This is a genomic window from Elusimicrobiota bacterium, assembly GCA_016182905.1.
Lineage (GTDB): Bacteria > Elusimicrobiota > Elusimicrobia > UBA1565 > UBA9628 > GWA2-66-18.
The window spans coordinates 23,823-37,445 of the sequence record JACPFR010000041.1 but is presented as its reverse complement, the minus strand read 5'-3'; the positions used below and the strand labels follow the sequence as shown (position 1 = coordinate 37,445).

Here is a 13,623-nt window from a genome sequence, read left to right as displayed (position 1 = left end):
GGGGCAACATGAGCTTTCCCGAGGCCGACCCCGAGACGCTGGCGCGCGTCCTCCAGTTCGCGATCTCCCCCGCCGTGCTGGTCACGGCCGTCGGGCTCCTGCTCGGCCCGGCGACGAGCCGCCTGGGGCGGGCGATCGACCGCTGCCGCTCGCTCGGCCGCGAGCTCGGGAACCCGGCCGCCGCCGGCCGCGAGGCGCTCCATGAGCAGCTCGTCATCACGCAGAAGCGCGCCCACTGGCTGCAGGCCTGCATCACGTTTTACGGCGCGAGCCTATTCCTGTCGTGCCTGATGGTCTTCCTTCTCTTCCTGAAGATCCTGGCGGGCTGGCCCGTCGGAGGCCTGGCGGTGACCGTCTTCGCGCTCGACGTGCTCGCGCTGATGGCCGGAGTGGCGTACTTCCTGCTCGACTTGTCGCTGGGGCTGCGCGCGCTCGACATCGAGCTGTCCCCCCACCTGAAGGCGCGTTGAGCGCCTAGGCGGTCTTGGGGGCGGGCGGCGGCGTCGTGGGCTGCGGGAGCGGGAAGTGCTGCTGGAGGGAGGCGGCCTCGTCTTCGACCATGCGCCGGTTCTCCTCGTCGCGGGCCTCGAGGATCTCCCCGAGCTTCTCGACGAGGACGGCGACGACCTTCGGGTCGAACTGCTTCCCGGACTTCTCCTGGATGTACTTGACGGCGTCCGACACGCTCCACTCGCCCTTGTAGACGCGCTTCGACGACAGCGCGTCGAAGACGTCGGCGACGGTGACGATGCGCGCCTCGATCGAGATCGCGTCGCCCTTGAGCGCGTACGGATAGCCGGTGCCGTCGTACCACTCGTGGTGGCCGACGGCGATCTTCGCGGCCAGGCGCAGCAGGCGGCTCTCGGCGTTGGCCAGCATCTTCGCGCCGTAGATCGTGTGCTTCTTCATCTCCTCGAACTCCTCGGGCGTGAGCTTCGCCGGCTTGCGGAGGATCGAGTCGGGGATGGCGACCTTGCCGATGTCGTGCAGAGGCGCCGCGTAGCGGATCTCCTCGGCCTCGAGGAAGGAGAGGCCCATGCCCTGGGCGAGTATGCCGGAGAAGCGGCTCATGCGGCGCAGGTGGCGGCCGGTGTCCTCCTGGTCGCGGTACTCGGCCACGAGCGCCATGCGGTAGATGGTCTCGAGGTGCGAGCGGCGCAGGTCGTCGTAGAGGGTGGCGTTCTCGATGAAGGTGGCGGCCATGGTGGCGAGGATGCGCAGCAGCCCCTCGTCCTCTTCGGTAAACGAACCTCTGGATTTGTTCAGGACCTCGAAGACGCCGAGGGCCTTGCCGTCGCGGCCGCGCAGGGGCACGGCGAGCACGGTGCGGGTCTGGTAGCCGGTGATGCGGTCGAGGTCCTGGGCGAAGCGGGTGTCCTTGTAGGCGTCGCGGATGTTGACCGCGGAGCCGGTGCGCGCAACGAAGCCGGCGATGCCCTGGCCGATCGGGATGCGAAGGACCTTCTCCTCCATGCCGAGCGCGATCTTCGTCCACAGCTCGCCCTTGTAGAAGTCGACGAGGAACACCGAGCAGCGGTCGGCGGAGAGGATGTTGCGCACCTCCTCGGCGATGATCGTCAGGAGGGTGTCGAGGCTGGTTTCCGCCGCGACCATGCGGCCGAACCGGGCCAAAAGGGACTGCCGCTGCTCCAGTTCTTGTCTACGCCCCATGTTTTTTCTCGAGGGCCCCCGCGACGAACTCGGAGAGATGGAGCACCCGGGCGTCAGGATAGTATTTCCTCAAACCCCGGGCAAGCTGGATGAGGCAGGAAGTCGAGCTCGTCAGGACGAGCCCCGCCTGCACGGCCGCGGCGTTGCCGATCTTCTTCTTGAGAAGCTCCTCGGAGAGTTCCTCATGGACGAAAGCGAACGCCCCGGCGCCGCCGCAGCAGGCGTCGGCGCCGGCCATCTCGCAGTAGGAAGCGCCCGCGGCCTTCTTGGCGGCGAGACGAGGCTGGGTCTTGATCCCCTGAGGATTGATCGCGCGGCAGGAATCGTGGTACGTGGTCTCGACGCCCTCCGCGACGGCGGCGGGAAGCTTGTCGGCGCATTCGCCGTAGACCTCGATCGCGTCGCGCACGCGCTTGGAGAACGCCTCGGCGCGCGTCCGCCAAGGCGCGTCCTCCGGCCTCAGGAAGAGCTGGGGATAGGACTTGAGGAAGGCCACGCACGAGGAGCAGTCGCCGATGATCGGCGCCGCGTCCTGCCGCTTCTCCGCGTGCTCGATGTTCTTTTTGGCGAGCGCGCGGGCGTCCTCGAGCTCCCCGTAGTTGTGCGCCAGCAGGCCGCAGCACGGGTTGTCGAGGTAGGCCCCTTGGCCCATCAGCGCGTCCAGAGCGGACATCGTCGCCTGGCCGACGCGCGGGAACAGATAGCGGGGGCCGCAGGGAGCGAAGTAGCGGTAGGCGGGAGACTCCGGGTCCTCGCGCTTGTGGGTCAGGTCGTCGAGGTTCCAGAACGGGGATTCGGCCGTGTGCTCGTCCATCGAGGCGAGGACGGACAGTCCGGCGGCGCGCAGCGCCGGCCGCCCCAACGCCGATAGGCCGGACTTTTTGAACAGAAAACCGATCTTCAACAGGACGGCGAAGAGCCGGGGACCCGTCACCATGATCCGGCACGCCGCCTTCACGAGCCAATGCGTCTCGCCCCGGAGCATGCGCCTTCCCTCGAGGACGATGTCGACGACGGGAACCTTCGCGTAACAGGCCGTCGTGCAGGCCCCGCACGTCAGACACGTCGACAATGCCTCCATCGCGGCCTTCGGATCGTCGAGCTTCCCCTCGATCATCAGCCGCACGATCTGGTTGCGGCCGCGGGGAGACCTGGACTCGTCGCCGGTGGCGACGTAGGTGGGGCAGGCCTGCTCGCAGTAGCCGCAGCGGGAGCACTGGGCCACCGAGTCGTACAGGGAGCGCTCCCCGAGGTCCGTGATGAGGCGTCCGAGGGATTCGGCCATAAGTCAGCCCGCCAGCCCCGGGTTCAGGCGGCCGTCCGCGTCGAACGCCTTGCGGACCCGCAAGGCCCAGCGCGAGAGCTTGGGCGGCGAAGCGGGCGGCGGGGACGCAGGAGCCTCGACGGGGCGGGCGTGGAGCTTCATGGTCGCCTCGAGGATGACGCCGAAGGTCCCCCACGAGCCGAGCAGCAGGCGGGCCAGGTCGTAGCCCGCCACGTTCTTGACGACCTTGCCCCCCAGCTCGACGACCTCGCCGTTCGAGAGGAGCACGCGCATGCCCAGGATGTCCTCGCGCAGGCCGGCCCAGGGACGCGTCGCGAGCAGCCCGCCGACCGTGCCTCCGGACTTGGGCAGGCGCACGAAGACGCCCTGGCTTTCCAGCTCGCGCTGCAGGGCGTGGACCGAGACGCCGGTCTCGACGGTGAGCGTGTAGTTGCGCTTGTCGAGGTCGGCGATGCGGCCGAGGCCCGTGGTCAGCAGCTCGACGGCGCCCTCGGGGGTCTCGTCCTTCCAGCGCGTGGACGCGCCGCGGACGCGGAACGAGGCGCCGGCCGGCGCCGTCCGGACCTTGTCGACGAGCAGCTTCGCGTACTCCGACAGGGCGCCGGAGAGCGGACGAATGAAGGACTTTCCGCCCGCCGCCTTTCCGGCGGCCGGAAAGATCTTGTCGGGATTCGCCAGATGCTCGGGGTCGACCGCGTCCTTCACCCGATGAAAGAGTTTCAATGTTTCATTAGAGAAGAGCCACGCCATGGCGTCGCGCTTGTCCAGCCCTATCCCGTGCTCCCCCGACAGCGAGCCCCCGAGCTCCACGCAGGCCTGGAGCATCTCATGGCCCGCGGCCTTGACCCGCGCGGTCTCCTCCGCGTCCCGCTCGTCGTAGGCGATGTTCGGGTGGATGTTGCCGTCCCCCGCGTGGAACAGCAGGTAGGCCTTCACCTTGTGCTCGGCCGCGATCTCCTGGATGCGCCGGACGATGTCGGGCAGCTTGTCGCGCGGCACGACCCCGTCCTCGACGAGCACGTTCGGCGCCAGGCGGGCGAGCGCCGCGTAGGCCCCGCGCCGGCCCTCCCACAGGCGTTCGCGCTCGACGGGGTCGGTCGCGGCGCGCACGGTGGTCGCGCCGGACTGGGCGCACAGGCGCTCGACCTCGGCCGCCTCGCGCGCGCAGACGGCGGCGGGGCCGTCCAGCTCGATGAGCAGGATCGCGGGATCCTTCGGATAGCCGAGCGAGCGTCCGACCTCGACCGACTCGACGGTCGGCCGGTCCATCGCCTCGAGGGCGCGCGGCAGGACGCCGGCCGCGATGATCGCCGACACGCAGGCGACCGCCGCGTCGATGGACGGGAAGCCCGCGAGGACGGTGCGCGTGTCCTCCGGCAGCGGCGTCAGCTTGAGCCAAAGCTTGACGAGCACGCCGAGCGTGCCCTCGGCGCCGATGAGCAGGCTCAGCAGCTCGGGGCCGTCGTCATCCAAGGAGAAACGCGCGATCTCCCCGTTCGGCATCACCGCCTCGACGGCGAGCACGTGGTTCGTCGTCACGCCGTACTTCAGGCAGCGCGGCCCCCCCGCGTTCTCGGCGGCGTTGCCGCCGAGCGTGGAGACCCGGAAGCTCGCCGGGTCGGGAGCGTAGAACAGCCCGACCTTCTCCGCTTCCTTCTGGAGGTCGAGGTTGACGACGCCGGGCTCGACGCAGGCGACGCGCCGGGCGGCGTCGAGCGACAGGATGCGGTTGAGCCGCGCCAGCGAGATCACGAGGCCGCCCTTGGCCGGGATGCAGCCGCCGGAGAGGTTCGTGCCGGCGCCGCGCGCGATGAAAGGGACCTTGTTCTCCGCGCACCAGGCCACCGCGCGGCGGACGTCCGCCGCGCTGCTCGCGATGAGGACCGCGTCCGGCCGGGCCCGGGCGAGCGCGCCGTCGTAGGAATAGACCGCGAGCTCGGCGGGCTCGCAGCGGAGCGAGCCGGGCGCCACCTGCGCCTGGAGCTCGGCAAGGCCCATCAGGCCCCCGGCGGGTTCGTCGGCGGGGGCTGCGTGGCCATGCGGATCATGGCCGGGCCCGGCGGCGCCGGAGGCGCGGGCGGCGCGGCGGCCGTCGCCGGCTGCGTCTTGGGGATCGGCAGCTTGAAGAAGAAGAAGGAGCCGACGCCGAGCTCGGACTCGATGCCCATGTCGCCGCCGTGCATCTGCACGATCTCGCGCGAGATCTTCAGGCCCAGGCCGAAGCCGGCCTTGCGCATCGTCTGCGCCTCCTTCGTCTGGAAGAAGCGCTCCCAGACGCGCGGAAGGTCCTCTTTGGAGATGCCGATGCCGGTGTCGCGCACGCCGACGATGACCCACTCGGGCTCGACCCGGACCTCGATGACGACCTTGCCGCCTTCTTTCGTGTACTGGATCGCGTTCGTGCTCAGGTTCTGGATGACCTGGCCGATGCGGTTGGGGTCGCCCTGCAGCGGAGGGATCGCGGCGGGGAGGGCCGTCCCGAACTGGATCTGCTTGCGCGAGGCGACGACGTCCACCCGCGACTTGACCTCGTTGATGACGGCGGCGAGGTCCATGGCCCCGATCTCGACGCGAAGCTTGCCGGACTCGATGGCGGCCAGGTCCACGAGGTCGGAGACGAGCAGGTTCAAGGTCTTCGCCGCGTTATGGATGTGCGAGGCGCACTTGAGGTCGTCGGGCTTGTCCTTCAGCCGCATGCCGAGCACCTCGGAGTAGCCGAGGATGGCGGTCAGCGGGTTCTTGACGTCGTGCGCGACGGTCGCGAAGAACTTGGTCTGGAAGCCGTTGACCTCGGCGAGCTTCTGCGCGGCGACCTCGGCGGCCTTGCGCAGGCGGAGGTTCTCGAGGAGCAGGAAGCGGCGCTCGAGCGCGCGCTCGATGGAGAGCATCAGGCGCGTGACGTCGATGGGCTTGAGGATGGCGTCGTCGAGGCCGAGCTCGACGGCGCGGCTGACGCCCTTGAGCGCGTCCTGGGCCGGGAACTGGTCGATCATGAGGACGATGCGCAGGTCCTTGTCCTTCTCGCGCATCGCCAGGGCCAGCTTAGCCCCGGCGAGCTTCGTCGCCTCCAGGGCGCTGCCGCCGACGGCCGCGAGCGCGAAGGGCTTCTTCTCCATGAGCCGCATGCCCTCTTCGCCGTCGGTCGTCGTCGCGACCTCGTAGCCGCGCGCGAGCAGGGCCTCGGAGAGGCGCGCCAGCGTGGTCAGCTCGTTGTCGATGAGGAGGATGCGCTCGACCTCGCGAGGGCCGGAGCGCACCGCCTCGAGCCCGTCGGTCAGGATCTCGGCGACGCGAACGGCCGCCTCGCGCGGCAGGACCGTGGGAACGCCGCCCTTGACGGACGCCGTCGCGGCGCGGATGGGATCGACGGTCGTCACCTGGTAGGCGACGGCGCCGGGGATCGTCTGGCGCAGCTTGGCGTCGAGGGCCGCGGCGTCGGCCCAGGCCCGGCTGAAGCGCACGACCGCCACCTTGCCGAGCATCGCCTGCGGCGCCTCGGCCTCCTCGGCCTTGCCGGCGAGCCGCTCCCAGAAGCCGGTCGCCTTCTGCGCCGAGGCGCGCTGCTCCTCGGCGAGGCGGTTCTGATCGGCCAGCATCTCGACGAGCCCGACCGGGGTCTCCATCTGGATGAAGACGATGCCGGACTGCCGCAGGGCGTTCTGGACCGCCTGGGCGATGTACAGGCTCTGCTCGACGAGGAAGACGACGGGGACTTCGACGGCGCGCACCTGGTCGAGGAAGCCCTTCGGCGACGGCCACATCAGCCGGCGCAGCGGCGCCGCCTGCGCGGGCGAGAGCAAGGTCGCGGGCTCCAGGACGAACAACGCGAAGCCGCCCTTGTCCTTCTGCAGGTGGGAGAGCGAGTCGCGGTCCGCCGGCGGCACGCGGGTCGCGTCGATCACGACGGCGGAGAAGGCCTCGGTGGCCAGGCGCAGCGCGGCGGCGCGGGCGTCGGGCGAGGCGACCAGCTCGAACTCCCGGCCGACCATGGACGGCGCCATCTCGTTGACGAGCGCGGTATCGGCGCCGACGAGCAGGACGCGGCCCTTCGGGTTCACGCCAGGACCTCGGGTGCCAGCTTCGCGGTGAAATGGGCCAGGCGCGGCGACGCCGACACCAGCCGCAGCGGCCGGATCGACTTCGCGCGCCGGGCGACGTCGGAGACGACCTCGATCAGGAAGTCCACGTGGCTCTGCGTGTACACGCGGCGCGGGATCGCCAGGCGCACGAGCTCCATGCGCGCGGGCAGGAACTTCCCGTCCTCGCGGCGGCCGAACATCAGGGACCCGATCTCGACCGAGCGCACGCCCGCCGTCAGATACAGCTCGCAGGCCAGGGCCTGGGCCGGATAGCCGGAGGCCGGGATGTGCGGCAGCAGGCGCCGGGCGTCGAGGTAGACGGCGTGGCCGCCGGGCGGCTCCACGATCGGAACGCCCGCCTTGCGCAGGCCGTCTCCGAGGTATTCGATCGAGCGGATGCGGTACTCGAGATAGTGCTCGTCGAGGACCTCGCGCAGGCCGACGGCCATCGCTTCCAGGTCCCGGCCCGCCAGGCCGCCGTAGGTGGTGAAGCCCTCGCCGAGGATGAGCGTCTCGCGCGCCTCGTTCATCCACTTCTCGTCGTTGAGCGCGAGGAAGCCGCCGATGTTGACGAAGGCGTCCTTCTTCGCGCTCATCCAGCAGCCGTCGGCGTAGGAGAACATCTCCCGGACGATCTCGCGCACCGGCCGCGTGGCGTACCCGGACTCGCGGCGCTTGATGAACCAGGCGTTCTCGGCGAAGCGCGCGATGTCGAGGAAGAGCGGGACCTTGTAGTGCCGGGCGATCTCGGCGGCCGCGCGCAGGTTCGCCATCGAGACGGGCTGGCCGCCGAGGGAGTTGTTCGTCAGCGTCATCACGATCATCGTGACCCGCTCGCGGCCGAGCTCCTTGAGCTTCGCCTCGAGCGCGCGCAGGTCGATGTCGCCCTTGAAGTCGCCGGGCGACGCGAAGTCGAGCGCCTCGGGGACCGGCAGGTCGATCGCCTCGGCGCCGGACGCCTCGACGTTGGCGCGCGTCGTGTCGAAGTGGGAGTTCGAAAGGACGACCTTGCCCTTGCCGCCCGCGACGGAGAACAGGACCCGCTCGGCCGCGCGCCCCTGGTGGACGGGCATCACGAAGCGCAGGCCGGTCAGGTCGCGCACCGTCCGCTCCAGCTCGTAGAAGCTGCGCGCGCCGGCGTACGACTCGTCGCCGCGCATGATCGCCGACCACTGCTCGGCGGACATCGCCGAGGTGCCGGAGTCGGTCAGCAGGTCGATGAGGACCTTGTCGGCGGGGATGGAGAACAGGTTTTAGTCCGCGTCGCGCAGGGCCTTCTCGCGCTGCGCGCGCGTCGTGAAGCCGAGCGGCTCGACGCTCTTGATCTTGAACGGCTCGATGATCGTCTTCCAGCCCTCGTCCATCAGTTGGTCTCCGAGCCCGGGTGATACTCGCAGTCCTTGCAGCGGCAGAGCTTGCGCAGCATCTCGAAGGTGTAGATGCCCGTGCCGTGGCCGTCGCTGAACGCGAAGCTCAGCGCGTAGTTTCCGACGACGTCGGCGCGCGTGGCGCCGAGGGTTTCGGGCACGGTCGCGGGATCGAGCAGGGATTCCCCCGTCCACTCGTCCTTGCACATGGCGCAGGGACAATGGCGGCGCAGAAGATGGAAGGGCAGCTCGGTCTGGTGGCCGTCGTCCCAGACGATGCGCAGGCGGGCGTCCTCGACTTTCTCGATGGAGCGGGGAGTGAAATTCAGCATGACAGGGTTCTTCAGAATTTTATTATATCATCTCCGCACTATTAAAGGAGAGCCCATGTACCGCAACGCCATCGCCGCCGCCGCGCTGATTGCCGCCCTCGTTCCCGCCGCCCACGCCGCGGCCGTCCCCGGCGACTTCGACGTCGTGCGCGTCAACGGCACGGCCATCCGGCAGTCCGAGGTGCTGGAGCGCCTCTGGAAGCGCTACGGCTCCCAGACGCTCGAGGAGATGATCGACGAGCTGCTCATGCGCCAGGCCGCGGCCTCCAAGAAGATCACGGCCGCCCCCGCCGAGGTGGACCGCCGCTTCGCCCGGCTCCAGGCCCAGTTCGGCAGCCGCGAGCTCCTCGTCAGCCAGCTCGAGCAGGCCGGGACGACGGTCGCCAAGGTCCGGGAGGACCTCGCCGAGGAGCTCGTGCGGGAGCGCCTCGTCATGGACGCCAAAGGCATCAAGGTCGGCGACGACGAGCTGAAGAAGGCCTTCGACGCCAACAAGGACAAGCTCGGCAAGCCCGAGGCCGTGCACCTGCGCCACATCCTGGCGAAGAACGAGGCCGACGCGAACGAGCTCGCCGCCAAGATCAAGGGCGGCGCGGACTTTCAGGCCCTGGCCCGCGAGAAGTCGCTGGCCGCCAGCGGCAAGGCCGCCGGAGGCGACTACGGCTTCGTCTCGCGCGGGATGCTGCCTCCCGAGATCGACGAGGTCGCCTTCTCCCTCGACGCCGGCGAGCTGAAGATCGTTCCCGGCCCCCGCGGCCAGCACATCCTCCAGGTCGTCGCCAAGCGCGCCGCCCAGGCCGCGTCGTTCGACGAGGTCAAGGAAGACCTCCGCGAGATGCTCCTCGCCGAGAAGCTCAAGGACGCCTCCCAGCCGTACCTCCTCGAGCTGCGCCGCAAGGCCGACATCAAGACGCCCGGCCGGCCCAAAGGCAAGTAGTTAGGTCCTCCGGACCCGGCTTTCCGGGCCCTTTGCCTCGCGGTCCTTGGGCCCTATACCCCTGAGCCGGCCGGGGGGACGCAGGCTATACTGGCGTCAATGCGTCGAATGTGGCGGCTCGCGCTCGCCCTCATCGTCGCCGGACCCGGGCCGGTCTTCGCCCAAGTCGCGGCACCCGTCCGGGTCAGCCTCAGCGCCCCGATCGCGCCGGTCTCCGGCTCGTTCGGCACGGCGGGATCGTTCGTCCCGGGTCCGACCCCGGTCGCCCCCGGACTTTCCGGCTCCGCTCTGACGGCCCCGGCTCTCGCGCCGTCCCTCGCCGCGCCGGCGGCCGCGATCCCCGCGCTGCCGGCCGCCGCCGTTGCGTCCGCGCTCGCCGCCCGGCCGGTCCTGCCCGCCGCGGCCAAGCCGAGCAAGCCCGCCCGCCCCGGCGAGCAGCAGGCGCCGAAGACCGCCCTCGAGGGCCTGAAGACCGAGCTCGAGACCCCGGCCCCCGACGCTCGCGACCTCGCCGGCGGCCGCGAGCACGCCGCGCGCTCCTTCGAGGCCAAGCTCGGCGTCGAGTCCTACGTCCCCGCTTCCCTGGCCGCCTTCACCGAGGGCGCGTTCCACCCGCTCGCCAAGGTCAAGACGCCCCCGCCCGCCCAGCCCGGCGACGACGGCGGCGGCCCGACGACCCCCCGCCCGGTCGCGTTCAACGGGGAGAACTTCCCCTCGGTCGCCTTCCGGCCGAACGAGCCCGTCGAGTCTCACATCGTCCGGGCCATCGAGACCGCGAAGGACTCCATCCAGATCGCGCTGTACGAGTTCACCTCGCGCGGGATCCTCAAGGCCCTGCTCGCCGCCAAGAAGCGCGGCGTCAAGGTCGAGGTGATCCTGTGCGACACCAGCGTCAACCCGCGCAACGAGCCCGACGCCGACTACAAGCGCTACCGCAGCGAGCAGATCTGGGCACTGATCCGCAACCAGGTCGACGTCACCGTGATCGGCAGCCCGACCAAGTACGGCATCAACCACCACAAGTTCGCCGTGTTCGACGGCAAGATGGCCGAGTTCGGCTCTTACAACTGGACCTACACCTCGGAGAAGAACCACTACGAGAACGTCCTCTTCTCCGCCGACGCCGACCGCGTCAAGGCCTACCAGGACGCCTGGGCGCATCTGCGGGCGCTCAGCGTCAGCGTCGCCGAGTCGGCGACGAAGCAGTGGACGCTCGACATCCCCGCGCCTCCCTCCGACGCGCAGAAGCGGATCGTCTTCAACGGGACCAGACTGCCGGCCTGGATCTTCAACCCCGGCGAGCTGTTCGAGGACTCGATCGCCGCCGCGATCGACGCCTCCAAGACCGCCGTCGACGCCGCGGCCTTCGTCATCACCTCCCGCAAGATCATCGACGCCCTGGAGCGCGCCGTCAAGCGCGGCGTGAAGGTCCGCCTCGTCGCCGACAAGAGCCAGACCCAGCACGAGCACGTCCAGCTCTTCCTGGGCTGGCTGCAGCGCCGCGGCATCCAGGTCCGCATCCTCGGCGGCCCGAACGGCGAGGAGAGCGACTACCCGCTCGCCGAGAAGATGCACAACAAGTACTTCATCTTCGACGGCGAACTCGTGGAGACCGGCTCGGGCAACGCGAGCAAGAACGCGGGCATCGCCAACTTCGAGAACGCGAACTTCATCGACGACAAGACCGACGTCGCGGCCTTCGCGAAGACGTTCCAGCACATGTTCGACATCGCGGAGACGGCCCCGGCCTACCCCGAGGGCGAGGTCCCGACCGACGCGCAGATGCGCGAGAACGCCCTCGAGCCGCGCGGGCCGCCCCCGGCGCCCGAGCCCGGCCACGATCCGCTGCCCCCGGCCCGCCGGGTCGCCTTCAACGGCGTGGACTTTCCCGCGAGCGCCATCCGCCCTCATGAGCCGATCGAGGCCGAGCTCGTCAAGCAGATCGACGCCGCCGCCAAGACGCTGCGCATCGCGATGTACGAGTTCAACATGGAGAGCGTCTGGGACGCGCTCCACCGGGCGAAGAAGCGCGGGGTCAAGATCGAGGTCGTGCTCGACCGCAGCCACGTGTACACGACCGGCTACGAGGACGACGGCGTCACCCCGCGCAAGCCGAAGCAGATGATCGTCGACCTCATCAAGGAAGGCTTCGACGTGCTCCTCCTCAAGGGCCGCCTCGGCGGCATCATGCACAACAAGTTCATCATCGCCGACGACGGCCTCGTCTCGATGGGCTCCTTCAACTACACCCGTCAGTCGGAGGAGGACCATTACGAGAACGTCTTCTTCTCCATCGAGAAGGCCCGCGTCTCGGGCTACGTCAGGTATTTCGACTACATGCGCGCCCTCGCCGAGGACGTCGACATGGACAAGCTCGACGAGGTGGTCAACCGGACCGACGCCGCCCTGCCCGAGGCCGACGACGCCGAGCCCGAGATGGCCGGCAGGAGCAAGCCCCTGCCGCCCGATCCCCCGATGGAGACCGACAAGCCGATCAAGCTCGGCCGCCAGCGCTTCCCGGTCCACATGTTCTCGCCCAACGCGGGCATCGAGCAGGCCTTGATCCGGGCGATCGAGGCCTCGAAAGCCACGATACAGGTCGCGATGTTCAGCTTCTTCTCCCAGCCGATCGCCGAGGCGCTGCTGCGCGCCAAGGAGCGGGGCGTCGACGTCCGGATCGTCATGGACAAGAGCCAGACCGGGACCTCGAAGCTCGACGAGTGGTTCGCCTGGCACGGCTTCGATCTGCGTCTGATCGCCGGACCCGACCGGACGCGCGACCCGCGCTACCAGAAGATGCACAACAAGTTCGCCATCTTCGACGGGAAGATGCTCGAGAGCGGCTCCTTCAACTTCTCGTCGCGCGCCGAGACCCTGAGCTTCGAGAACGCGAACTTCTTCAACGACGCCGACGAGATCGCGCGCTACGCGGCCGCCTTCCTGCAGATGTTCGAGCGGGGCATGAAGCCGCGCGCGCCGAGGCGCGAGCCGAAGTTCGCGGTCCCCGCCTCCACGCCCGACGCGTAGCTCAGCGCGCGCGCTTCGAGGGACGGTGGACGCGGATGTTCAGGCCTCGCGTCCGGGAGGACTCCAGGATGCGGACCTCGCCGACGTGTCCGGGGCGGTCGGGGTGCGCCCGCCGCAGACCCTTCTTCGCCTTCCTTTCGGTGGCCATAAAGGCACCTCCTGAACCCTTTGAGTATAACCCCGGACGCCCGAACGGGAGCGTAAACCTATTATTTGGCCCTCGTGACCTCCTGCGAGGCCGTCAAGAATCGTACAATGACCTTCATGGCTAACAACATCTATGTCGGCGGCTTCCCTTATAAGACCACGAAGGAAGACCTGGCCAAGCTCTTCTCCGCGTGCGGCACCGTCCTGAGCGCCAAGGTGATCCTCGACCGCGAGACCGGACGCCCCAAGGGGTTCGGGTTCGTCGAGATGTCCACCGACGCCGAGGCTAAGGCCGCCGTCGAGAAGCTCAACGGCGCGTTCGTCGGCGACCGGAAGATCTTCGTCGTCGAGGGCCGCCCCCAGAAGGACCGTCCCGCGGGCTACGCGCCCAAGCCCAGCTTCGCCGCGCCCGCCGGCGATCCGCCGAAGGCGAATCGGCCCGGCTTCGTCGAACGCCGCTCCGGCAAGGACCGCCGCGGCCAGCCCGCCGCCTCGGACCGCCGCGACTCCGCGCCGCCTCCCGCAGCGCCCGCCGCCCCCGCCGCCCCGTTCGCGAAGAAGCCCTGGGTCAAGAAGCCTTTCGACGCGGCGAAGAAGCCTTGGGAGAAGAAGCCCTTCGACGCCGCGAAGAAGCCTTGGGAGAGGAAGCCCTTCGACGCCGCGAAGAAGCCTTGGGAGAAGAAGCCCTTCGACGCCGCCAAGAAGCCGTTCGAGCGCAAGCCGCCCGTGCGGGGCCCGAAGTGGGTTCCTAAAAAGGACTAGCGAACCCGCTCATGCG

Annotated in this window: 10 protein-coding genes and 1 pseudogene; 4 read left to right on the top strand and 7 right to left on the bottom strand. The window is 69.4% G+C overall.

Annotated features, from left to right (window positions below):
- The first annotated feature begins 8 nt into the window (after positions 1-8).
- Entirely contained in the window at positions 9-470 is a 462-nt protein-coding gene (locus HYV14_12980; protein ID MBI2386902.1) for a DUF2721 domain-containing protein, read from the top strand.
- A gap of 4 nt (positions 471-474) precedes the next feature.
- On the opposite strand, the gene HYV14_12975 is transcribed toward HYV14_12980, so the two are convergent.
- The 6 genes and pseudogenes from HYV14_12975 to HYV14_12950 all read right to left on the bottom strand — a co-directional run bounded on the left by HYV14_12975 (position 475) and on the right by HYV14_12950 (position 8,734).
- A complete protein-coding gene (locus tag HYV14_12975) occupies positions 475-1,671 on the bottom strand; it encodes a GAF domain-containing protein (GenBank protein ID MBI2386901.1) in 1,197 nt (398 codons plus the stop codon).
- Entirely contained in the window at positions 1,661-2,956 is a 1,296-nt protein-coding gene (locus HYV14_12970; GenBank protein MBI2386900.1) for a (Fe-S)-binding protein, read from the bottom strand. Before HYV14_12970 ends, HYV14_12975 begins: the two co-directional genes overlap by 11 nt.
- A 3-nt stretch (positions 2,957-2,959) precedes the next feature.
- On the bottom strand, positions 2,960-4,954 hold the full coding sequence (locus HYV14_12965; protein ID MBI2386899.1) for an FAD-binding protein: 1,995 nt from the start codon (positions 4,952-4,954) through the stop codon (positions 2,960-2,962).
- The gene (locus HYV14_12960) at positions 4,954-7,014 is read right to left on the bottom strand and encodes a response regulator (GenBank protein MBI2386898.1); all 2,061 of its coding nucleotides are present in this window, start codon (positions 7,012-7,014) and stop codon (positions 4,954-4,956) included. Before HYV14_12960 ends, HYV14_12965 begins: the two co-directional genes overlap by 1 nt.
- Positions 7,011-8,399, bottom strand: a pseudogene (locus tag HYV14_12955) (tryptophanase). Before HYV14_12955 ends, HYV14_12960 begins: the two are co-directional and overlap by 4 nt.
- The gene (locus tag HYV14_12950) at positions 8,399-8,734 is read right to left on the bottom strand and encodes a DUF971 domain-containing protein (protein MBI2386897.1); all 336 of its coding nucleotides are present in this window, start codon (positions 8,732-8,734) and stop codon (positions 8,399-8,401) included. Before HYV14_12950 ends, HYV14_12955 begins: the two are co-directional and overlap by 1 nt.
- Before the next feature lie 55 nt (positions 8,735-8,789).
- On the opposite strand from HYV14_12950, the gene HYV14_12945 reads away from it, so the two are divergent.
- Together HYV14_12945 and HYV14_12940 are read left to right on the top strand one after the other, a co-directional pair.
- A complete protein-coding gene (locus tag HYV14_12945) occupies positions 8,790-9,671 on the top strand; it encodes a peptidyl-prolyl cis-trans isomerase (GenBank protein ID MBI2386896.1) in 882 nt (293 codons plus the stop codon).
- A gap of 99 nt (positions 9,672-9,770) precedes the next feature.
- Complete coding sequence (locus HYV14_12940; GenBank protein ID MBI2386895.1) at positions 9,771-12,698, top strand: DUF1669 domain-containing protein; 2,928 nt, start codon at positions 9,771-9,773, stop codon at positions 12,696-12,698.
- Position 12,699: 1 nt separating this feature from the next.
- Here HYV14_12940 and HYV14_12935 read toward each other — a convergent pair whose 3' ends face one another.
- A complete protein-coding gene (locus HYV14_12935) occupies positions 12,700-12,846 on the bottom strand; it encodes a hypothetical protein (protein ID MBI2386894.1) in 147 nt (48 codons plus the stop codon).
- 116 nt (positions 12,847-12,962) lie between these two features.
- Here HYV14_12935 and HYV14_12930 point away from each other — a divergent pair, with 116 nt between their 5' ends.
- Positions 12,963-13,607 (top strand): RNA-binding protein, encoded by a 645-nt coding sequence (locus HYV14_12930; protein MBI2386893.1) that lies wholly within the window; start codon positions 12,963-12,965, stop codon positions 13,605-13,607.
- Positions 13,608-13,623: the final 16 nt, after the last annotated feature.